Here is a 21,668-nt window from a genome sequence, read left to right on the forward strand (position 1 = left end):
AATTCCAGCAAAAGTGTGCAACGGTTTTGCGTCCGGAATTGCGTCAAAACAAGAGGCTAGAGCGTTTTCGCGATTCAAAGACAACCGGAAACGCTCTAGAACCGCGGCTGGATATCCGCTCAGAACAAGGTGCTTTCGGCGCGAACCTTTTTTAGCACTTCGGTGAAGGCTGCCACCGCCGGATTTCGCGATTGCGCTGCGCCCGCGCGCCCGCCGAAAACCGCGACCAGATCCCACCGGATCGCGGGCTTCCTGAGCGCCGTGATACCGATCTTCGGTGCAGTCAAGTTCGCAGCCCGCGCCAGGACGAACGTGTGAGGCACCAGAGCGATGCCGAAACCGCGCGCAACCAGATCCAGAAGCACCTGCACGTCGCCAACTTCGAGCGCCGTTTTGCGCGAGACATTGATTGATGCGAACGCGCGGTCGACGATGCGCCGCGTTCCCTGATCGAGCTGAAAGTCGACGAAGATTTCGCCGGCGAGACTGTGCAGCGAAACGCATTCGCGTCCCGCGAGCGGATGATCCAGAGGATGGACCACGACCAGCCGGTCCGATGCGATCGGCATCGACACGATCTCGCGGCTCTTTTCATAAAGAGGCAGGAACGCCAGATCGATGTTGCCGTCCTTCACCTTTCCCATGAGGTTGGCTGCCGTGCTGTGGCAAAGACGGATTTCGACGTCCGGATGCAGTGCCCGGAATTCTCCGAGCAACAACGGCAGATCGAAAAAGGCATTGAGGCTTGCACACGTTCCAATACTCAATGACCCGCGCTCCAGGCCATTGATTGCCGCGACCGCGCGACGCGCCTCTTGTGCCCCCGCGATAATCTGAAGCGCTTTCTCGTAAAGCACCCGGCCTGCGACCGTCAGCTCGACGCGGCGTGTTGTGCGCACGAAGAGCGCAGCGCCCATTTCCTGCTCGAGAGCGCGAATAGAGGCCGAAAGTCCGGACTGAACAATATTCATTCGCCTGGCCGCCCGGGTGAAATGCTGCTCTTCCGCGGCCGCAACGAAATGCTCGAGTTGCTTGAGGTCCATGATTACCGGCGATTAATCCATAAAGCAGAATAATAGCATCCCAACATACTATTGGACAGATTACCGGCGGAACCCCATTTGTGGCGGTTCCAACCCCTTCTCAAGTTTTCGTTGAAGGGATTTGAAACTGATGGCGCCCGATTATCGCGACCGTGCGCTTTCGTCGCTCATATATGAAGCATTTCTACAAACGGAACCCAAGATCTCGTCAGTTTCGGAACGGGGCGGGAGCCGGTTTCTAATTTTTAGCCGGCGGAGTGGAGATCTCTGAAACATGGCTGCATTGGTGCGGATAGCGCTGCGTTCGCCATACACGTTCGTCGTGTTGGCGTTGCTCATTCTGCTCACCGGCAGTTTGGCTGCTTTTCGCACGCCTATCGACATCTTCCCCGATATTCGCATCCCCGTCATCGCCACCGTTTGGAATTACACCGGCCTTCCGCCCGATGAGATGGCCGGCCGAATGGTGACGCCGTTCGAGCGCGTCCTGACGACGACCGTCAACGACATTCAGCATATCGAGGCGAACTCGTATAACGGCATCGGCGTCGTCAAAATTTTCTTCCAGCCTGGGGCCGATATCCGCACCGCCAATGCGCAGGTGACGGCAGTGTCTCAGACTCTGCTGAAACAGTTGCCGCCCGGTTCAACGCCGCCTCTCATTCTCAACTACAGCGCCTCGACCGTCCCGATCGTGCAGCTGGCGCTCGGCGGCGATGGCCTGACTGAGCAGAATCTGTCCGACCTCGGCCTGAACATGATCCGGACGCGGCTCGTGACGGTTCCGGGCGCCGCCGTCCCCTATCCGTTCGGCGGCAAGACGCGGCAGATCCAGATCGATCTCGACGATACGGCCCTCCGCGCCAAGGGCCTATCCGCGCAAGACGTTTCCAATGCCTTTGCCGCGCAGAACCTGATCAATCCGGTCGGCACCCAGAAAATCGGCAGCACCGAATACACGATGCAGCTGAACAACGCGCCGTCCGACATCAACGCGTTGGGAGACCTGCCGATCAAGGCCGTAAATGGCGCGATGGTCTACATCCGTGACGTGGCGCACGTCCGCGACGGAAATCCTCCGCAACAGAATATCGTGCACGTCAACGGCAACCGCTCGGTGTTGTTGTCGGTGCTGAAGAACGGTGCGGTGTCCACGCTTGCCATCATTCAGGGCGTGAAGGACAAAATCGACGAAATCAAACCCGGCCTGCCTGACGCGCTGACGATCTCGATGCTCGGCGACCAGTCAGTCTTCGTCCGCGCCGCAGTCCAAAACGTCATTCACGAAGGCCTCCTCGCCGCGGCTTTGACCAGCGTGATGATCCTTCTTTTCTTGGGCAGCATGCGATCGACGGTCATTATCGCAACGTCCATTCCACTCGCTGTATTAGCCTCTGTCGCCATGCTTTCGGCACTTGGCGAAACCTTGAACGTCATGACGCTCGGCGGCCTGGCGCTCGCCGTCGGCATCCTTGTGGACGAAGCGACGGTGACGATCGAAAACATCAACTACCATCTGGAGCAAGGGAAGGACGTCGAGACCGCCATTCTCGACGGCGCCGATCAGATCGCCACACCCGCATTCGTATCAATGCTCTGCATTTGTATCGTCTTCGTCCCGATGTTCTTCCTCGAGGGCGTCGCCCGCTTTCTCTTCGTCCCGATGGCGGAAGCCGTTGTGTTCGCCATGGTCGCGTCCTTCATCCTGTCGCGCACACTCGTACCGACCATGGCCAAATACCTGCTGAAGCCGCACGATCACCACGCGACGACGAGACCGACGCGCAATCCGTTCGTGCTGTTCCAGCGCGGCTTCGAGCATCACTTCGAAAAGATGCGCGTCGGCTATCATAACCTGCTCGAAAGCGCGTTGGCACACCGGACGATCGTCCTGATCTTCGCATTTGGATTTATCGCAGCGTCGTTTCTTCTGACGCCCTACCTCGGCCGCAACTTCTTTCCCGCCGTCGATTCAGGCCAGATTCTGATGCACGCGCGGCTCGACGTTGGCACGCGGGTTGAAGAAAGCGCCCGTCAGTTCGCACAAATTCAAGATGTTATTCGGGAGGTCATAGCGCCGGAAGATCTGGGCGCAATCGTCGACAACATCGGGATACCGGTGAGCGGCATCAACCTGACATATAACAACACGGGCGTGATTGGCCCGCAGGACGGTGACATTCAAGTGGCGCTCAATCCTGGCCATCGCCCGACGCCGGAATACGTCAAAGCCCTGCGCGATGAGCTTCCGAAGCGCTTTCCCGGAGCAACCTTCTCGTTCCTCCCCGCCGATATCGTCAGCCAGATCTTGAATTTCGGCGCGCCGACGCCGATCGATCTTCAAATCAGGGCGCCGAAGCTTGGCCCGGCCTTCGATTATGCCGAAAAGATCTTGCGGAAGATCAAGCTCATTCCGGGCGTGGCCGACGCGCGCATCCAGCAATCGCGCACGAACCCCGGCTTCAAGGTCAACGTCGATCGTTCGCGTGCACAGTACGTTGGCGTCACGGAGAAAGACGTCACATCGAGCTTGAGCACGAGTCTCGCCGGCACGAGCCAGGTCAATCCCACGTACTGGCTCAATCCGAGCAACGGCGTCTCCTATCCGATTGTCATCCAGACGCCACAATACAAGCTCGACAGTTTGCGGTCGCTCGAGAACTTGCCGATCACCGCCAACCAGGCACCGGCGCCGCAAATTCTCGGCGCGGTCGCCAATATCGATCGCACGATGACGAACGCCGTCGTCTCGCAATATGACATTCAATCCATGGTGCAGATCCTGACGACGACGGAAGGTCGCGACCTCGGCGCCGTCGCGGCCGACATTCAGAAGGTTGTCGATGAGACCAAAGCCGAGCTTCCCAAGGGAGCGACCGCCGTTCTCCTCGGGCAGGTGCAAACGATGAATGGTGCCTATGCCGGAATGTTGTTCGGCCTGCTCGGCGCCATCGTGCTTATATACCTGCTGATTGTCGTGAACTTCCAATCCTGGGGCGATCCGCTGGTGATCATCATGTCGCTTCCGGCGGCGCTCGTCGGTATTGTCTGGATGTTGTTCGTCACGGGAACCACGCTGTCGGTACCCGCCCTGACCGGAGCCATCATGTGTATGGGCGTTGCGACTGCAAACGCGGTTCTGGTCGTAAGCTTCGCGCGCGAGCGCCTCGCCGAGCACGGCGATCCGATCCTGGCCGCGCTCGAGTCGGGCTTCGTGCGTATCCGTCCCGTTCTGATGACTGCGCTAGCGATGGTCATCGGCATGGCGCCGATGGCGTTGGGCCTCGGTGAAGGCGGTGAGCAGAACGCTCCGTTGGGTCGCGCGGTAATCGGCGGCCTTCTATTCGCGACAGCGGCGACATTATTCATCGTGCCGATCATTTTCAGCCTGATGCACCGGCGGAAGTCTGCTAGCTCATCGTCACCGCAAGGTGCAGTTCCGGGAGAACTCCATGCTGCCTGAAAAGACCGCCGAAAAGCCGCGGCGATCGCGTTGGAAGATCCCGTTAGCGGCCGTCCTGTTCATTGGCGGCGCGACTTTTCTTGCTTTCACGGGCATTACGAGCCGCGAGCAGACCGTCGCCCAATTGAAGAACAAATCTGCCGCGCGCGCCATCCCGACGGTCATCGTCTCGGCCCCGGCCGTCCAGCCGAGCATCGGCCAGCTCGATCTGCCCGGCCGTTTGGACGCCTACTATCAGGCGGCGCTCTTCGCGCGCGTGAGCGGCTACGTATCGAGCCGGAACGCCGATATCGGCACGCGCGTCAAAACCGGCGACGTGCTCGCAACCATCGACGCGCCGGATCTCGATCAGCAGCTGTCCCAGGCGCAGTCCGATCTGAATAACGCCAAGGCGAACGCAGCGCTCGCCGATGTCACCAACCAACGCTATCAGGCGCTGCTGCCGAACAACTACGTCACCCATCAGGCTGCCGATGAAAAGCAGGCAGACCTCGAAGCGAAGAACGCGATGGTGAAGTCCGCGCAAGCTAACGTCGACCGGCTGAAGGCGCTGACCGCCTACAAAAGCATCGTCGCGCCCTTCGACGGCATCGTGACCGTGCGCAACACCGACGTCGGAAACCTCATCAACACTGGCAGCTCGACGGGCTCGGAGATGTTCGTCGTCGCCGACGTCCACAAGCTTCGGCTTTACGTCAATGTACCCCAAACCTACGTGCCGATGATCCCGAACGGCACCGTCGGCGTGCTGACCGTTCCCGAGCGCCCCGGCAAAAAGTACGAAGCCAAGGTCGAAGCATCGTCCGGCGCCGTCGATGTCGCCTCGGGCACCACACGCATGCAGCTTGTCGTCGACAACACTGCCGGCGAGCTCATGCCGGGCGCCTACGCCAACGTCCACCTGACGGTCGGCAACAAGCGCGACGTTCTCGTCATCGCGTCGAGTGCGGTACTGTTTGATAAGGCGGGCTTACGCGTTGCAACGGTCGGCCCGGATGGTCGCGTGACCTTGAAGCAGATCACGATTGGCCGCGACCTCGGCGCGACGTTGGAGATCGCCTCCGGCCTCGCTCCGGAAGACAGGGTCATCGAAAGCATCCCCGACGGCATCGTCGACGGCGACCGCGTGAACGTCAAGGAGCACCCGAGTCCCTCGACGGCACCCTCATCGTCAAATGGACCCACTCCGCCGAACAAAGGCTGATGCTTAATAGGACATGCCGATAGCGGGGAACACGGAAGTTGCGCCATGCGTTTACCGCGCATGGAACAACGGAAGGATCATGTCCCAATGAGGGTAAGAATTCTTGCCGGTGTCGCGCTCGCGGCTGCAATCCTTGTCAATTCACCTGTCGTCGCCGAGCCCTCAGCTATCGACATTCCGGCGAATGCGCCCGGCGGCGGCAAAAGCATAGAACCGGGTAAGGTCGGCCCCGGCAGCGAAAAAAACGCGGAGATTTCTCCGACATCGCCGGCCGTACCCGTCGAAAAGCAGCCGCCTCCCGAAATCAGCTTGCCGGCCGATTCTGGGTCAGGAAGCAGTTCCGGCGAACAGGGCAATGGCCCCGAAGGAACGGCTCCCCCGCATGATCCCTCGTCGCCGGGTTTGCAGTGAGCAAGGTCTCGGGCGAAGCCTCACGATTTAATCAAATGAAGACCGTTATTATTCGGCGGAATTTGCCAATTTCGGCGGTCTTCGTTGCGCGTGTGCCGAAAACCGGCGACTGAATGGCTCAGCCAAGCCAAGAAGCCAAATGGGGCCCAGCGCATGTTGAAAGTCTTGAGCGTCGCAAGCTTCGTATTGGGATTCGCGGCCCTCGTACCATCGGCCGACGCCCACCACTGGCGTCACCACCACTGGCGTCACCATAACAACTGCTGCTTCAAGCTCGGCTACCACCGCTACGGACCGCCCTACGGCCCGCGCTTCGGCTTCTACACCTACGCCGGTGACCCATTTGCGCGCGACGACTATTACGATGGTCGCCGCTGCTATTATCTGCACCGCCGAGATTTCTGCCGCGGGCCCCGCCCACTCGAGTGGCTGCGCTTCCGCTAAGTCCTATCGATTAGGAAAAAGGCAACGCGAGCCGGCGCTGCGGATGTGCAGGCGCCGGCCGGCCAGAGATCACCAGACCTAGATCACCAGGCCGGAACGCAAACCCGGCGCGGCCGAAAATCGAAGCCGTTGTCGTAATAGCAGTAGCTGACGGGATACGCGCGAACCGGGACAGGAACCGGAACCGGTACGGCATAGACCGGATAACGCGGAAGCGCGTAGTAGCTGCCAGCCGGATAGAACCCATAGGCCGGATAGAAGCCCCATCCCTCCCGGCGGCAGTCGCGGCTCGGCGCGTGATAGCCGTAAGGATCGTAGACGCAGCCCCGATGGCGCGCTTCAGCCGACGTTGCGACCGCAAAACTCGAAGCCGCCGCGAGGACGGCTGCGTACTTCACAAAGGACATTAGGAGTCTCCCAGATGCACTCACGACCTGCACATTGGGAAAGAAGATAGAACAAGCCGTTATTCGGCGACGGCCCAAGCGAAACTAGGGTGAATGAAGACTTGCGTTTGCTGGCCGGAATTCGGGGCGTCCGGGGCCGTTAATCGCCCGTTAGCCCTATCTGGGTTGCCAGAGCCTGGATGTCGTGAAGAGATTTCTGGTCGGTCTCGATGAGCTTAGGAAGCCGCTTCGTCATCTTCTCTTTCAAATCGGCCGGACAGCCTGCCGGCAGCTTCGTTAACGACTTGTCGACCTCTTCCTGAGCCTTCTTCTCGACGTCCGCACGATCAATCGCGGTGTCGACGCACCCATACAATTTGACGACGAACGGGGTCGTCGCTTTGTAAAAGCGATCGAGCTTGTCTGCTTCCGCGTTGAAGCCGCAGCGCCGCGCCAGCTGGATCTGCTCGAACTGATCGGCGACTTGCGACCGCATGACAAGCGACGTGCAAGCATACCCTGTCGCGATGCCGACCTGTTGCCTGCAAATGCCGACCCGCATGTCCGTCTTCTGGATTTCATTGAGCGTGCAAGCCACCGCGCCGCTACAAAGCGACGGAAAAAGGCCGAGCGCAAGGACGGCGGTTAATCTCGAAATCATGGGCTATCGCTCCCCCGAAGCAAAGACACGCGGCGGCGGCCGCGCCAGCAAACCGTAACAGAGAGAATGTGGCGCGCTGAGTGCGCCGCCTTCTATGTGACTTTATGCGCATTCTGTTGGTTGGGACTGCGGCCAAGCGACGAACGTCATCCGCTTTTCGTGCGAAGTGTTACGACCCGGTCACGTTTTGTCTCCCCGCCAAATGCTAGCCTCAATCCGAGTCTGTCGTTGGACGGCAACGCGAGAAAAATGCGCGCAAATCAAGGGTCCAGACGCCGTCAGGCGATCATCATGTCTCGCGTTTTCAAACTGCAGGACTTGCGCGCAAATCGGGAGCAGCGCCTCGGGGCTTTTCTAACGGGGAGAAGCCAACATGCGAAAATTCAAAGTCATCGTCTGGTGTGAGAACTGCCAGAACGACGTCGAAGGATGCTTCGGCGGCGGCTCGGAAACGATCGGCAGCGCGTTCGAGAGCTGGGACGACGCCCATAGGGCAGCCGCCGAATACTGCGGGAACATGCCCTACAATTATCGCGTCGAGGAAGACGACGAGTACTAGCCGGCGCCGAGAAGCCCGTGGCTCGATCCGAACACCGGCTCGGTGGTCCGCTTGCCGGCCCGGCCATGCGACGGGTCCGCGCCAGATCGCGATCGACTGAAAAACGGCGAGCCGTAAAGCGTGGCTCGCACGCTCAAACTCTGCGCAAAAAACAAAAAGGCGGACATCCAAAGATGTCCGCCTTTTTCTGGGACGCAAAACTATTTTGAGACAATGGCTTGAAAATATTGACAAATCATGAGCGCAGGTCCGACCGGGGTCCGAGGAAAATCTGTTAAAAAAGCGTGCGTTCCTTGTGGGAGAATCCAAAAGAGTACAGCGCCCGGAATCGGATTCTGATTCCGTCGCATTGGGCGGGCATGATTCGGATCGGCGGTTGATCCGGGTCATCGCGGTGAGGGAATTCAATGCGCATGTACGGCTACACATCGGAAGAGCTTCAGTCGTTTTATGGTGTACTCGATCGCTTGGTGACTGAAGTTGCCGATCGTGAATTGCAGATAACAGTCTACGACATGATCCACCGGCTGTTCGAAGCGGCCGATAAGGGCATCCGCGAACCGGAACGGTTACGCCAAGCCGTGCTGCGTGGCTGGGTTGCGCCCGAGGCGCTCTTGGAAAGCATGGAGCTGAACCACTGGCGCGCCGCCTGAGGCACATGTTGGACGCTGCCGGATTGCGGATGCGGAGTCCAAGAAGCGACCGGGTTCTCGATCACTCCTGCGAGGCGGATGAACTTGGTCGTCCGCCTCCTTGAAAAGGAATGCGAGCGGTTGATCGCATTGTTGGGCGTCAATAGTCGTTTACGTCCTTGCTGGCAATTTTCACGTCGCCTTTCGATCGAAAAGTCAGACGCAGCCCGATAAAGGCCGCCATAGCGACGACTGCAAAAATCAAAACATCTCGTTCCAAGTAGAAAGTGTCAGATAGAAACTCCGTCAGCGCCACGCTGAACAAGCCAATCGCGAGACTGAGACAGATAAAGACACCAGTGATCATCTCCAGCGCCAAGATCACGGCGCCTAAGATGAGAGCCACCTCGTAAGGCTGGAGATTACTCATCATTTGGAAACCAATCGGCTGGCGACAGACGATACGGACGATAGTGTCTCGAGCAAATCTGCCGGAAGGAGAATGATCTTGGCCGCAGGTTGCACCCCTAGCGTTTTGACGGCCTCAGCTTGGATTTTCTTGATATCAAAGTTTATCGCCGCTTCCCCGCCATTGTTAATGGCTTCGGCGATAGTCTTGACCGAATAGGCTTGAGCATCTGCAAGAACGCGTTGGGCCTGCGCCTGTTGCTGCGCCGTGTAGAGTTCTGCGTCAGCGGCGAGATTGGCGGCTTGCTTCTTGCCCTCCGCTTCGCGAACGAGAGCGCGCCGCGTACGTTCGGAATTTAATTGCAGCTGCATTGCCGCTCTTGTTTCGGCATCGACTTCCACGTCTACGATTTCGACCCGTGTAAGAACGATACCCCATTCTTCAGTAACGTGCTGTATCTCAGCCTCAATCGTGTCTGAGAGCACACGACGGTTCGACTGAACGTCGTCGAGGTCGGAATTGCCGATCGTGCTTCGAACGATGCCGGTGATGATCGTTTCGATTGCCTGATCGATATTTTTGATCCGGTACCAAGCCCTCGAAGCATCCGTCACGCGGTAGAGAATTGCGAGTTTGACTTCGATTTGAACGTTATCTTTCGTGATGCTCGGCACCGACTTTACCGGCAACTGACGTTCGAGAATGTTTTCCTTGTGCGCGATGCGATCGAAAAAGGGCGTAACGATGTGAACGCCGGCACTCAAGGTTCGGCTGTACCGTCCCATGCGTTCGACAAGCCAATTTTCCGTTTGGGGAACGATCTTCAAACTGAGAAAGATGACACAAAGGCAAATAGCGAGAATCGCAAGAACCGTAGTCATCATTCCCCCCGATCGAAACTGTCAGTACTACTTAATCTGATAGCTATGGCGTGACAATATAGTGGGATCGCACGTGTCCGAGTGTTCTGACAGCCATTGATCTACGTCCGTGAATTAAAGTCATGGCTAAGTTTCGAACCCGGCTTGCCGATCGTCCTGCACGAACATGACGGCCGGAATCCCGAGATGACGAACGTTCCCAGTTGGAGCCAGCGCCTATAGGCTGGGCTTACTGATCATCAGCCAGACGATGACCAGCACGGACGCGAAGGCCGGGAAACCAAGCGCAAACCAGAGACGCCACAGGCGGAAGTAGCTGGGCGGCAGGCTCTCAGCTCTCTGGGCCGCGTCACGGGCGATGTCGCGCATTCGCACCTGCATCCATACGACCGGCAGCCAGAACAGTCCCACGACGATGTAGAGCGCTAGGCTCAGCGCAATCCAGCCGCCGAACAGCGGATAGCCGGCGAGCAGCGCCAGCCAGCCGCCGGTGATCGGTTGCAGCACGACGGCCGTCGCGGTGAACAGTGCGTCGGCGATGACAACCACTCCTGCCGTGTGGGCGATCAGGCGTGAATCTCCCGTGCGGTGGGCCATCAGCATGAAGAAGGCGATGCCCGCGCCTGTGCCGAGGAGAACGGTCGCGCCGATGATGTGCAGCGTCTTGAGGAGCAGGTAAAGCGTCATCTTTCATCCATTACCGCCAGGGAAACCAGCGCGAGCACTGCCGCCGGCAGGCTTTTTACAAGTGGCCCCATGGGATCGGCCCACAGTTGCGGAACCCACACGCTGGCGGCCGAAAGATATCCGGCCGTCACCAGGATCATCGCGCGCAACGCCAAAGGCGCAGTGGCGCGTATGGAGACGAGGAAGGCCAAGCTAAGGTCAAGAATACTTCCGCAAATCACGAAGGCGTCGGCCAGACCTGCGGGGATTCCGGCGCCGGTTAGCAGCTCGGCTGCGCGGGCATGGCTCGCGAAACCCACGACGCCCGAGATCGCCCAGAACGCCGCCAGCGTGGCCAACATCGTGGGTTTGAGGAAATACAGGTGCCCGAACCATCGCTCTTGCACGCCGCTAGGCCAGCCAGAAAGCGTCTCGACTAGACCACGCGGCGAGAGGCCCAGGCGCGAGTTCGCCTCGTTGCTGTCTCCGGTCACGCCGCCCGCGAGCTGGCGCATTGCGGCGGAGCGCATCGGGCTTCGCCACCCTAGCCACGCGAGCCCATCGGCAACCACCGCCGCAACCGCGGCGACCCACGGGGGCGCAGCGATCACTCGCGCGTCCGGCAAGCCGAGCCATGACCGAAATGCGCGCAGGACGTCGCCGAGGCTCGTCCTTTCCGCAGAGACCAGATCACACGTGAATCGGGCCGTTGGGACCGTGAGCGCGCGAACAACGGCCAGGGCGACATCATCCACCGAAACGACTTGGACGATGGCATCCGGCCTTATGGCCGGGATGGCGAATGGAAACGCCGCAAGGCCCCGCAGCAGGGCGCTTCCGCCGTAGGCTGCCGGCGCGAGCACCAAGCCAGGCCGGAGAATAATCCAGTCGAGGTTCGTGGCCCCGAGCGCTGCTTCCGCCTCGTGCTTCGTGCGCTGGAAATGTCCCTCGCCGCGTTCGACGCCGACCGCCGAGATGTGCACGAGCCGGCGCACACCGTGTCGCTCGCAGGCGCGGGCCAATTCGGTCACGGCCCGGACGTGTACCGCGTGAAGGTCGTCGCGCGGGCTGTCCTGGAGTGCGCCCGCGCAGTTGACCACCGCGTCGATGCTGCTCAGGAGCGCCGCCCATCGGTCGGCGTTCATGTCACGTAGGTCGGCGTCCACCCAACGAACCTTTGGAAACCGACGCCTCGCGACTCTGGTCTCACGGCCAAGGCCGACGACCTCGTGGCCTTCACCGCAGAGGCGAGCAGTTACATAGCCGCCCACCAGTCCGTAGGCCCCAATCACCAAGATGCGCATAAACTACTGCATAGCCCCAGCGGACCTGATCTGAAAACAAATCCGCTTCAGCATCGCGGAATATCCGCAGTTGCATGTTGGACGATGACGGAACAAGAGCCCGTGCGAAGAGCGATGACTAAGAAGGTCGATGTGTTGCTGTAGGGTTCTCTATTTCAGTGGGGAAGGAGCTAGATCCTCGTCTCGGCCCAACTTAAAGCTCAAGCGGGCCCGAACTATATCGATACCAACTCCGATCTCGTGGTTATTCGTATCCCCTGCAAAACATCCCGGACAATGCAGTTCATCTCCAAGATCGACATGCTGATATTCAATGCCAGCCAATACATTCTGAGATAATGCGTACTCCACACCACCGCCAGCAAACCATCCATTCTGACGTTCGCTCGTTTTGTTGAAGAACGATCCAGGAGAAAATATCGATTCACCTCTTGTTTGAACGTCTGCAGTCGCCCAGCCGCCCGTTCCGTAATACAGCCACCGCCCGTTGGCCCAACCGAGGCGAGGCCCGACCGTTACAAGTGTTCCAGTCTTGGTTTCAGCAAGCGAATTGCCAATTCCATAACCAAAGTGCTCGCTCCATCCACCATTGACGTTGATATCGCTGACAGCTGCCTCGACGCCGAGTACAAAACTGCCCCATTGGTGCTGAAGCCCGATGTGGCCGCCAAGCGCGCCAGCATTATCCTCAAACGAAAAAGACTGGTTCGGCGCACCAACGATGGCAGGGTGGAATGCCCAATCCGTGCTGTTTTTGGCCCATCCAGCGTTAAGGCCGACGTAGAAGCCACTCCAATTATAACTGGCTGAGTTGAAAAGGTCGCCCGCGTTTGCAGGCCCGAAGCTCAAAAGCGCTGAGGCCGCACATATCGCGCCCAGCAAGTATGATCTCTTCATTACGCACGTCCCCCAACAAACTGTAGGAGCTACTAAGATGGCGAACCCTAGTTCTGGCAGCTGACTATTGTCGAGGCGCGTTTCATTCCGTAATTAGAAAATCCGCCCACTGATGTTTATCCGCAACGAAGGCAGCGGCGACGAGGACGATCCATAGAATATACGTAATTTAAAAATAGGTAGGGGAGGTACCCGCCGTCGCATCTGTTCCGCGTGGCACGAGAGTCTGAACTAAGGTGCTCAGCCAACGAGCTTCTTCAGATCAACGTAGCGATGACCAAGCCGCCGCTCACTAAGCTGCACGGGCTGAGGAACGCGACCATCATAGACCATCCGCTTCACCGTCGCGACGGAGCAACTAAGCATCTTGGCAGCTGCCTCATGCGATAACCGCTGTTGGTCCGTATGCTCGCGAGCTTCAGCCTCAGATATTCCCCCAACTTTCGCCACCCCTCTTCTTGCGCCTTGGCGAGAACGTCGGCTTTTTCGGCCAAAACCTTGTTGAGCACCGGCCGGATAGCTTCGCCGAATTGCTGCACAAGGCGCGGTTGGTCTTGAGCCGGAAGAAGCTTCTCCCCCATCGCATGTCGCTGCTTGTGCCGAGACGGTCAGTGATTTGCCGAAAGGCGGACAAGAGCTAGAAGGGCTCAGCTGAGGAGTTTATCGCACTTTAAGTGCTAGAAATGCGCTAGCCGCGCGTTTCTGATGAAACTTACTCAGACAAATCGCCACCCGCGAAAGTGCCTCAAATATCTGATTTTTATTGAAAAATCGAATGGTGCCGCTTGCGTGACTCGAACACGCGACCCCGTCATTACGAATGACGTGCTCTACCGGCTGAGCTAAAGCGGCATAAATCGACAAAGCCGGTTGCTGCTTGCCGATCGTCGTGCGCGAAAATGTTTCAGGCACGCTCCAAGCACAGAATGCGCCGTAGTCCTGGTTCGCTGGTCTTGTGGACCAGCAAACCTTGGAAGGCGGCGCATCGCGCTTCGAGTCCGAGCGTCCTAGCGCACCCATCCCGACATCGCAAGATGCAAACGGTATCGCCGGGCTTCACGGCGCTCCAACCGGCTAATCTGCTGTTCTGAAAGCCTGTTGTTGCGTCGCTCTTGGCAAAAAGCCGCACGGAGAACCGACAGGGCGATTGGCCCGCTTCCGCGAACGGCCCGGGGTCCATGCGGCGCGACGGAATTGACGACGGCGATCGCGCTCGGTTCCTCGGCCGGGTCAGCAAACGTCTCAGCATGCAAAGTGCTCAGCACGATTGTTGCCATTTGCACGCGTCTCGCGCGCTCAACGGCGCATTTTCAAATGCGTCTCTCGTTGCAGCTCCAACGATGCACAGAAATGTTGCGAGTGCTTCCCGGTTTAAGTTGTACGCTGACCAATCGCGAGGCACCCCTAGCGCAAGTAGATATTGGCGTGAGGGATTTCTGGTCATGGTGAAAGTATTAGGAATTGCAGCAGTCGCAGTCATTTTAAGCGCCGGAACCGCAGTTGCAGACCCCGGCGAATTCAACGGCTTCTACGTTGGTGGTATCGCAAGTGCGGTCTTCGAAAGTCCAAGCGCCACGCTCTTCGATGACCACGTCGGCGGCGATCCTCCGCTTCACTCCGGCACCCGGGATCGCCCCGCATACGGCGTGAAAGGTGGCTACAATTACCAGTTCGACCGATATGTCGTTGGCGTCGAAAGCGACTGGATGTGGGGAACAGGCAAAAGCGAAACCGCCATTCTCGATGACGGCGGCCCGGGCATCGACAGCGCCAGTGCCAGGCTTGAGAGCCTCGGAACCGTCCGCGGACGTTTAGGCTACGCGTTCTTCGATAACGCGATGGTTTTTGGCACGGCGGGCATCGGGTGGGGCAACGCCGAATTTAGCTTCAGAGACGCCGACCAAATCTCCGGGATTGCAAGATTCCACTCCAGCGACATGGCAGCGGTCTATGGTGGCGGCTTCGAGTTGCTCTTCGCGTACAACCTCGTCTTGACCGCCGAATATCTGCATTACAACTTCGACAAGACCGTCTTCATCGCCGATGCCCCCCAGCTGAATGGCGGATCGGATGTCGCGACGAGCCTCGGTCCGATCGACACCCTTCGCGTCTCCGTCAGCTATAAATTCGGCGGCGGCGAAGAGTGGGAACCACCGCCTCCGCTGAAATAACGTTGCTCAACGAGATTGGCTCAGTTGACCGTCCGAAAATTTCGCCGGGCCACGGGCTGTTCAAGCTCTGGCTCGGCGGGATCGGTCCCGGGATCGTCCGGCGCCCGCGGCGCGACGAAGACCTTCGCATCGGGCCGCGCAGCAGGCGCCCGATCCGGAGACGGCCGCTTGCTCACCGTAGCGGCATCATCCGCCACGGGCAGAGGACCTGTAGCACCGTTTGCGGTCGCTTCAGGAAACGCCCCGTTGGGCTTCACGGTAACGGTGACCGGTTCGGCTTCCACGACATCGCTGTCGGGCTGGCCGAGTTTGCTTTCGATGTCGTCCGCACCGCTCGCTTTCGCCGGCTCGGACGGGCCGGCATCCGGCGTTCCCGCCACCGGTGCGATGGCGATCAGCTCATCGATCTTGTTCGCAAGAATTTCGCTGCCCTTCCCGTCCGTCGTTTCAACGGGCACACGCCACTGGAAGGCATCGAGACGGCCATCGACTGGCGATGTCGGCTCCCAATGATCGGAAATGACGCCGTCGGCCAACCACACGGGATCGCGAGCCGCATTCATCGCCCGCGCCAGCCATTCGCGCACACGGCCTTTCTCGCCGTTTTCACCCGCCTCGATGCGCGCCATAAGCATGGCGACGCGCTGCGTGAGGCGATCGGTCAAAAGCGGCTCGAGAGCGCGCCGCGCCTCGTCGTACATCCGGGCTTCGGTAGCCGTCGAAGCAACCGCGATGGGGCTTTCGATCGAATGCGGATTGAGAGCCGCGAGCTGCCGCACGCGGTCAAGCCTGTCGCGCGTGCTGTCGCCGATGCGGGCATGGGCATACGTCGAAGCGAGATCCGGATGCGGAGATTTCGACCACGTCTTCTGCAGAACCTTCGCGGCCTTGGCCGTATTACCGCGTGACGCCAGAATGCGCCCCGCGACCACCGCTGCCGGAACGAGATCCGGGGCGAGCGCGTGCGCCTCGAGCGCCCAGGCGAGCGCCTTGTCCGGAGCGTCGTCCTCAGCCTCGACGGCTCTCGCCGTCAGCAGGACGCCACGCTTGCGGTCGGCTGCAGCCTTCGCGATATGCCCGCTCTTCTTGGCGTGATCGAGTGTCGCCAGCGCGGCCCGCCAATCCTTCTGCTTGCACTGCTGCTCGAAGAGCGCCGTCGACGACCATCCGAGCTTCGGATTGGCCTTGAGCGCGCGCGCCGCGAATTGCCGGGCCGCCTCGCCCGCGCCCTCACGTTGGGCTTCAAGGAACAGGCCGCGAAGCCCGAGCTGCTCTGTTTCCGGAGAGGCCAGCATGGCTTCATAGATGCGCCGTGCGGCAGCGCGATCACCTGCAAGCTCGGCTGACTGCGCACGCAAGAGATGCGTCAGCGGCTCATGAGGCAGTGTCTTTCGCGCCTGCAGGGCGTAACGCGAGGCAAGCGCGCTGTCGCCCGCGCCGATCGCAATCAGGCCGCCGGAAAGAGCATCGAGCCCCTTCTTCTCCCGTTGCCGCAACAAACGATGGCCGATGGCAGCCGGACTGTTCCAGAGCGCTCGGAAAACCGACCACAGGAACACCAGCGTCGCGACCAGCGCCGCCAGAATGACAACCGCGCGGAAAACCGACGTCTCGATATCGTAGCCTTGCCAGGCGATCTGCAGCGTTCCCGGACGGTCCGCGAGCCACGCGAGGCCGGAGGCAATAAGGGCGATCGTGAGCAGATAGACGACGAGGCGCACCATGACGCAAACCCTTTGAAGTGTTAAGGCGACGGCTTCGCCGTCTGCTGAGAGCCGGTCGCAATCGATGACTTGAGTTGGGATTCGAGGTCGGCCAACGCCTTATCGACACTGACCCGCGCCGCAACCTTATCGAGGAAAGGCCGTGCCGCATCCTGTGCCTTCGGCGAAAGCTCTTTTGCTGCCTCGAGGACATCCGGCAGTCGTCCGTCGTTCAGCGCGACCTGCATGCGCCCGACGATGGCCTCGGTGCTCTTGTCGTCGGCCTTGAGATCGACGCGCCGGACGCGAACGACCGATTTCGCACCCGCCCACAGGCGATCGACGACTGTCGCGTTATCGGGCTCGGCATCGGCGTCGATGGCGTTGTCGGCGGCAGATCTGAAATCCTTGGTCAGATCAGCGAGCGACGGCACGCCGGTCTCCTTCAAGCTCTCGAGAGCCGATAGATCGACGGTATTGCCCGCGACTTTCTTCACGTCCGCGAGCTGGCTGGAAAAATTCTCGCCGCTGTCGAGCGCACGCCGCAAGTTCTGCAATTCGAGTGCGAGCACTACGCGCTGCGCGCTTTCCTGCCGCGCCGCGTCACCTTGGACGACACCCTGCACGCTCTTCTCGAGAGCGGCCGTGCGATCGGTGAGAGGCTGAACCGCGGCCGTGATGTCCGCAGGTTTGGCCGCCGCCGTCTTCAAACCCTCGAATGAGTTTTTAAGACTCTGCGTTTCGTCCTGAGCGACCTTCAGATCGGCCGCGATATGATCGGCGGCCGTCTTCACCGCCGCAATTGCCGTCTCGATGCGAACGTTGTCCGTCTTCAGCCCGGCCACGTCCTTATCGATGCGTTGCGTTCCGGAGCGAGCGGCCTCGCTGGCCTCGGTCGCCGCTTGCACGCGGCCTTCGACATCCTTGGCGACGCTAACGCGTAATGCCGTGAGCTGCGTCGAAAGGCTCGTTTCGAGATCGGAAACCTTGCCGGTCAACGCCGCGAGTTGCTCGATGCGGTTGGCATTGGGATCGTTGACGCCGGCGTCGGCGAGCGCCTTGAACTTGTCTTCGACCTTGCCGACGCGCTCGATGAGCTGCGGCGATCCGGCATCCGAGGCCGCCGACGCGAGCGCCGCCTTTGTTTCCGCGACGAGGCGGTTCTGGCTTTCCGTGATGGCCGGAATTTTCTTCGTTTGCGTCTCGAGGTCGGAGAGGCGGAATTCGATGCTGCTCAAGTCCGGCGCGGGTAAAGGCGCGCTCTGCGCTTTCTCGATCGCCGCGAGGCGCTGCGTGAGCGCGGCAACCACATCGTCCGATCCTCTGAACCCAAGCTGCGGAAGCCCCCACTGGTAGGCGAGGAGCGCAAGAGCGCCACCGGCTATGCCCGCCGCGAGATGGCTGAAAAATCCGCCGCGCTTCCGGATGACGATATCCTCCTCGTCATCGTCGTCGCGCGCCCCACCGGCGGCCGACGCCGATGCACCGGCAGAAGCAGATGATTTCGCGCTATCACTTTTCAAGAATTTGGGTGTCGAAGTGTCGGCCTTGGCTTCAGCGTCGGCAGACGTCTCCGCATAGGACCGCGCCGCTGCGGGCAAAGGCACATCGGCGCCGAGACCCTTTGCCGTCTCCGGCGAACTCTGACCCTTCGCGGGGGTATTTTCGATCTCGGTCGCTTTGAGGTCGAGCGTCGCATAGGGCCGTTTTCCGGCGCTTGATCCTGCACTCGATTTGTCGTCTGCCATCGAAGCTTTAGCCTCCACACGGAACTCGCGTATGCCATCTGAACCCGGTCGGTAGCCGGGCATTCAGTCAAAATTTTTGTCTGTTGAGAAAGCTCTGAAGCCGGGGCATCTAACCGGCCGTTACGCGCCTTACTTACTCCGCTTTCGAATTTGCCGCGAGACGTTTTACAAGCGCAATCATTTCTTCAAGATTAGGATGTGAAGCGACCAGGACGTTATAGCCTTTTTCCGGCTGCCCCAAGGCCTCAGCCACCCGCGGGGAAAGACAGAGATGGGTTACGCCGGAAAGTTGTACCGGCGACGACAAATCTCCGACGAGACGCGCCCAGGTCGCGGCCGTGCGCGGCGACATCAGCGTGACAGCGTCGATATTGCCGTTTTGCAGCGCCTTGATGACCTCCGGATTTAAGCGTTCAGCAGCAACCGACCGGTAAGCCTTTGCCGCTCGGACATGGATCCCGGCCTTCGCCAGCGCCCCTGCGATATCGAAGGCAATGACATCGCCCCGCAGGTAAACCGGACGTTCGCCGAGCTCCGCCCGCCGCGAAGCGAGAATAGGTACGAGATCCGAGCCCGTTCCCGGACCTTCGATGACTTTCGTGAAACCGATTTCCCTGGCCACGGCGCCCGTACCGGGCCCGACCGCAAAAAGCGGCAAATCGTTTGCGGACTTCAAGTCGGCCGTCAACGCATTGCGGCTCGTCGCGATCAGCGCCGTCGCATCACGAAGAATGTCGCAGGGAATAGCATCGGGCACGATCTCGATGAGCGGCGAGAGCGTGACACGCCAGCCTAGCGCTTCAATGCGCGACTTGAGCGGCTCGGCATCGCCGTGAGGCCGCGTGACGACGACATGCATCAGGCGTTCGATCGAGAAAGAATAGCGGGATCAGCCTTGGTTAGAATTTCGTCCGCGGCGGCAAGGCCGAGATCGGATGCGTTCTCCGGCGGACCGCTTCGCGAAACGTCGTAACGCCTGCTGCCATCAACCGACAGGATCTGCCCGCGAAAGAGCAACTCACCGGCGTTGATCTGAGCGTAACCAGCGATGGGTGTGCGGCACGAGCCCTCCATCCGGGCAAGGAACGTGCGCTCGGCAGTGGCAGCGACAGCCGTTTCGGGATCGTTCAACGGTGCGATCAGCGCCGCCGTCGCTTCGTCGCCATCGCGAATTTCGAGCGCGATCACACCCTGCGCCACTGCGGGCAGCATGCGTTCGATTGGAACCGGTGCGGTAATGCGATCCTGCATACCGAGCCTCTTCAAACCCGCAACGGCGAGGAACGTTGCTTCGGCGACGCCTTCCTCGAGTTTGCGTAGCCGCGTCTGCACGTTGCCGCGAAACTCCACGACCCGAAGGTCCGGCCGCGCATTGAGAACCTGTGACTTGCGCCGCAACGAGGAGGTGCCGACAACCGCATTCAACGGAAGCGAATTGAAATGCGCATGCCGCAATGAAATGAACGCGTCGCGCGGATCTTCGCGCGGCAGGACGGCCCCAACGGCGAGCCCGCCGGGAAGAACCGTCTGCATGTCCTTCATCGAATGAACACCGACATCGACCTCATTCGCAAGGAGGGCGTCTTCGATTTCTTTGGTAAAGAGACCTTTCCCGCCGACAGCGGCCAGCGGCCGGTCGAGCACGCGATCGCCCGTCGTCTTGATGACGTTGATGCTTATGGCGCTCTCGGGCAAACCATGGGCGGACATCAGGCGCGCCTTTACTTCATGCGCCTGGGCGAGTGCCAAAGGCGAGCCTCGAGTGCCGATACGAATGCGCGTCGCTTGCAAAAAGGTCTCTCCGGATGCTAGGCGGGCGCTCGTGTCCGTGTTTCGGGTCAAAGAGTGCCGTTATTCGGGCGATACTAATGCTCCAAAGGCGCGCGAATTCCAACCTCGCGCCGGCAAGTTCCTGAACATATGGCTGAGCTTACCGATTTTGCGCCCGATCCCGTGCTGGTTCTCGGCATAGAGACGAGCTGCGACGAGACCGCCGCCGCCATCGTGGCGCGCGATGCCGCAGGCAAGGGGCGCATTTTATCGAACGTCGTACTGTCCCAATTCGACAGCCACGCCCTCTACGGCGGCGTCGTCCCCGAAATCGCCGCCCGCGCTCATACCGAATGCCTCGACATCCTCATTCGGAAAGCTCTCGATGAAGCAGGCGTTGCGCTCGGCGATCTTTCCGCCGTTGCGGCGTCGACGGGACCGGGCCTCATCGGCGGCCTGATCGTTGGCGCGACCAGCGGCAAAGCCCTGGCGCTCGCGACGGGCCTCCCCTTCCTCGCCATCAATCATCTCGAAGCCCACGCTCTGACGGCTGGCCTGACGGATGGCATCCGGCCGCCCTACCTGATGCTCCTGGTATCGGGCGGCCATACCCAATTGCTCTGGGTCGAAGGCACCGGCCGATACCGCCGGCTCGCGACGACGATCGACGATGCGCTCGGTGAAGCCTTCGACAAGACCGCAAAGTTGCTGGGCCTCCCGATGCCTGGCGGCCCCGCCGTCGAACGCGCCGCCTTGAACGGCAATCCGCGACGCTTCAACCTCCCCCGGCCGATGCTGGGCCGCGAAGACCCCCATTTCTCGTTTGCCGGCCTCAAGACCGCCGTCCGCCACGCCGCCGCTAAGATCTCCCCGCTCTCGGAGCAGGATGTCGCCGACCTCTGCGCGTCGTTTCAAGCCGCCGTTTCCGACAGCGTCGCCGATCGGGTGCGTTTGGCGATCCGCAGCATCCTTCCGCTGCTCCCGGAGGGCGCGCCCCGAAACTTCGTCGCGGCCGGCGGCGTCGCTGCCAACAAGACCTTGCGAACGACGCTCATCGGAATTGCCGGAGAGTTCGGCTTCGCCTTCCGCGCACCGCCCCTCGAACTCTGCACGGACAACGGTGCCATGATTGCCTGGGCCGGTGCGGAACGCCTGGCAGCGGGATTCGTCGATGGCCTCGACGCACCCGTGAAACCGCGCTGGCCGCTCGATCCTGCCGCGGCCAAAGCGGCGGGCGCCGGCGTCAAAGCCTAGAGGCAGCGAGAGGCAGCGCTGGTCGAAATGCCGTGCTAAACTCAAGACGTATTCGACCCGGG

21 protein-coding genes and 1 tRNA gene are annotated in these 21,668 nt (G+C 60.3%); 8 read left to right on the top strand and 14 right to left on the bottom strand.

Going from position 1 to position 21,668, the window contains the following annotated elements; genetic code table 11:
• Window positions 1–119: 119 nt before the first annotated feature.
• Window positions 120–1,043: a LysR family transcriptional regulator gene (locus AB4Z24_RS02755; RefSeq protein WP_441705787.1), complete on the bottom strand. Its 924-nt coding sequence runs from the start codon at window positions 1,041–1,043 to the stop codon at window positions 120–122.
• Window positions 1,044–1,317: 274 nt separating this feature from the next.
• On the opposite strand from AB4Z24_RS02755, the gene AB4Z24_RS02760 reads away from it, so the two are divergent.
• The 4 genes from AB4Z24_RS02760 (at window position 1,318) to AB4Z24_RS02775 (ending at window position 6,565) form a co-directional block, all read left to right on the top strand.
• Window positions 1,318–4,506, top strand: coding sequence for an efflux RND transporter permease subunit (locus AB4Z24_RS02760; protein WP_441705789.1), 3,189 nt, complete (start codon window positions 1,318–1,320; stop codon window positions 4,504–4,506).
• Window positions 4,496–5,710: an efflux RND transporter periplasmic adaptor subunit gene (locus AB4Z24_RS02765; RefSeq protein ID WP_441705791.1), complete on the top strand. Its 1,215-nt coding sequence runs from the start codon at window positions 4,496–4,498 to the stop codon at window positions 5,708–5,710. Before AB4Z24_RS02760 ends, AB4Z24_RS02765 begins: the two co-directional genes overlap by 11 nt.
• A gap of 87 nt (window positions 5,711–5,797) precedes the next feature.
• Window positions 5,798–6,121: a hypothetical protein gene (locus tag AB4Z24_RS02770; RefSeq protein WP_441705792.1), complete on the top strand. Its 324-nt coding sequence runs from the start codon at window positions 5,798–5,800 to the stop codon at window positions 6,119–6,121.
• A gap of 153 nt (window positions 6,122–6,274) precedes the next feature.
• The gene (locus tag AB4Z24_RS02775; protein ID WP_441705794.1) at window positions 6,275–6,565 is read left to right on the top strand and encodes a hypothetical protein; all 291 of its coding nucleotides are present in this window, start codon (window positions 6,275–6,277) and stop codon (window positions 6,563–6,565) included.
• An 83-nt stretch (window positions 6,566–6,648) separates the two neighbouring features.
• On the opposite strand, the gene AB4Z24_RS02780 is transcribed toward AB4Z24_RS02775, so the two are convergent.
• Both AB4Z24_RS02780 and AB4Z24_RS02785 read right to left on the bottom strand, forming a co-directional pair.
• Window positions 6,649–6,972 (bottom strand): hypothetical protein, encoded by a 324-nt coding sequence (locus AB4Z24_RS02780; RefSeq protein ID WP_441705796.1) that lies wholly within the window; start codon window positions 6,970–6,972, stop codon window positions 6,649–6,651.
• Window positions 6,973–7,111: 139 nt separating this feature from the next.
• Window positions 7,112–7,612 (bottom strand): hypothetical protein, encoded by a 501-nt coding sequence (locus AB4Z24_RS02785; protein ID WP_441705797.1) that lies wholly within the window; start codon window positions 7,610–7,612, stop codon window positions 7,112–7,114.
• A 373-nt stretch (window positions 7,613–7,985) separates the two neighbouring features.
• On the opposite strand from AB4Z24_RS02785, the gene AB4Z24_RS02790 reads away from it, so the two are divergent.
• Together AB4Z24_RS02790 and AB4Z24_RS02795 are read left to right on the top strand one after the other, a co-directional pair.
• Window positions 7,986–8,171: a hypothetical protein gene (locus AB4Z24_RS02790; protein WP_290993067.1), complete on the top strand. Its 186-nt coding sequence runs from the start codon at window positions 7,986–7,988 to the stop codon at window positions 8,169–8,171.
• A 407-nt stretch (window positions 8,172–8,578) separates the two neighbouring features.
• Entirely contained in the window at window positions 8,579–8,824 is a 246-nt protein-coding gene (locus tag AB4Z24_RS02795; RefSeq protein ID WP_441705800.1) for a hypothetical protein, read from the top strand.
• A gap of 139 nt (window positions 8,825–8,963) precedes the next feature.
• Here AB4Z24_RS02795 and AB4Z24_RS02800 read toward each other — a convergent pair whose 3' ends face one another.
• The 7 genes from AB4Z24_RS02800 to AB4Z24_RS02830 form a co-directional block, all read right to left on the bottom strand.
• Complete coding sequence (locus tag AB4Z24_RS02800) at window positions 8,964–9,236, bottom strand: NfeD family protein (protein ID WP_441705801.1); 273 nt, start codon at window positions 9,234–9,236, stop codon at window positions 8,964–8,966.
• The gene (locus AB4Z24_RS02805; protein ID WP_441705803.1) at window positions 9,233–10,096 is read right to left on the bottom strand and encodes an SPFH domain-containing protein; all 864 of its coding nucleotides are present in this window, start codon (window positions 10,094–10,096) and stop codon (window positions 9,233–9,235) included. Before AB4Z24_RS02805 ends, AB4Z24_RS02800 begins: the two co-directional genes overlap by 4 nt.
• A gap of 213 nt (window positions 10,097–10,309) precedes the next feature.
• A complete protein-coding gene (locus AB4Z24_RS02810) occupies window positions 10,310–10,780 on the bottom strand; it encodes a DUF2269 family protein (protein ID WP_441705805.1) in 471 nt (156 codons plus the stop codon).
• Window positions 10,777–12,063, bottom strand: coding sequence for an SDR family oxidoreductase (locus AB4Z24_RS02815; RefSeq protein WP_441705807.1), 1,287 nt, complete (start codon window positions 12,061–12,063; stop codon window positions 10,777–10,779). Before AB4Z24_RS02815 ends, AB4Z24_RS02810 begins: the two co-directional genes overlap by 4 nt.
• Before the next feature lie 150 nt (window positions 12,064–12,213).
• Complete coding sequence (locus tag AB4Z24_RS02820) at window positions 12,214–12,960, bottom strand: outer membrane protein (RefSeq protein ID WP_441705809.1); 747 nt, start codon at window positions 12,958–12,960, stop codon at window positions 12,214–12,216.
• A 240-nt stretch (window positions 12,961–13,200) separates the two neighbouring features.
• Window positions 13,201–13,326 carry a hypothetical protein gene (locus tag AB4Z24_RS02825; protein WP_441705811.1) on the bottom strand — a complete coding sequence of 42 codons (126 nt, stop codon included), beginning with the start codon at window positions 13,324–13,326 and terminating at the stop codon, window positions 13,201–13,203.
• 410 nt (window positions 13,327–13,736) lie between these two features.
• Window positions 13,737–13,812, bottom strand: a tRNA-Thr gene (locus tag AB4Z24_RS02830).
• A 590-nt stretch (window positions 13,813–14,402) separates the two neighbouring features.
• Between AB4Z24_RS02830 and AB4Z24_RS02835 the strand changes: the two genes are divergently transcribed.
• Window positions 14,403–15,131, top strand: coding sequence for an outer membrane protein (locus AB4Z24_RS02835; protein WP_441705812.1), 729 nt, complete (start codon window positions 14,403–14,405; stop codon window positions 15,129–15,131).
• Between the two features lie 20 nt (window positions 15,132–15,151).
• Here AB4Z24_RS02835 and AB4Z24_RS02840 read toward each other — a convergent pair whose 3' ends face one another.
• From AB4Z24_RS02840 to hemC, 4 genes are all read right to left on the bottom strand, one after another.
• Window positions 15,152–16,855, bottom strand: coding sequence for a heme biosynthesis protein HemY (locus AB4Z24_RS02840; RefSeq protein ID WP_441705814.1), 1,704 nt, complete (start codon window positions 16,853–16,855; stop codon window positions 15,152–15,154).
• A gap of 20 nt (window positions 16,856–16,875) precedes the next feature.
• A complete protein-coding gene (locus AB4Z24_RS02845) occupies window positions 16,876–18,582 on the bottom strand; it encodes a COG4223 family protein (protein WP_441705816.1) in 1,707 nt (568 codons plus the stop codon).
• A gap of 133 nt (window positions 18,583–18,715) precedes the next feature.
• Window positions 18,716–19,441, bottom strand: coding sequence for a uroporphyrinogen-III synthase (locus AB4Z24_RS02850; RefSeq protein ID WP_441705818.1), 726 nt, complete (start codon window positions 19,439–19,441; stop codon window positions 18,716–18,718).
• On the bottom strand, window positions 19,441–20,373 hold the full coding sequence (gene hemC, locus AB4Z24_RS02855; protein ID WP_441705820.1) for a hydroxymethylbilane synthase: 933 nt from the start codon (window positions 20,371–20,373) through the stop codon (window positions 19,441–19,443). Before hemC ends, AB4Z24_RS02850 begins: the two co-directional genes overlap by 1 nt.
• 162 nt (window positions 20,374–20,535) lie before the next feature.
• On the opposite strand from hemC, the gene tsaD reads away from it, so the two are divergent.
• Window positions 20,536–21,606, top strand: a complete 1,071-nt coding sequence (gene tsaD, locus AB4Z24_RS02860; RefSeq protein ID WP_441706056.1) for a tRNA (adenosine(37)-N6)-threonylcarbamoyltransferase complex transferase subunit TsaD — start codon at window positions 20,536–20,538, stop codon at window positions 21,604–21,606.
• The last annotated feature ends 62 nt before the right edge of the window (window positions 21,607–21,668 follow it).

The sequence above is a fragment of the Hyphomicrobium sp. 2TAF46 genome (assembly GCF_052114865.1).
Taxonomy (GTDB): Bacteria; Pseudomonadota; Alphaproteobacteria; order Rhizobiales; family Hyphomicrobiaceae; genus Hyphomicrobium_B.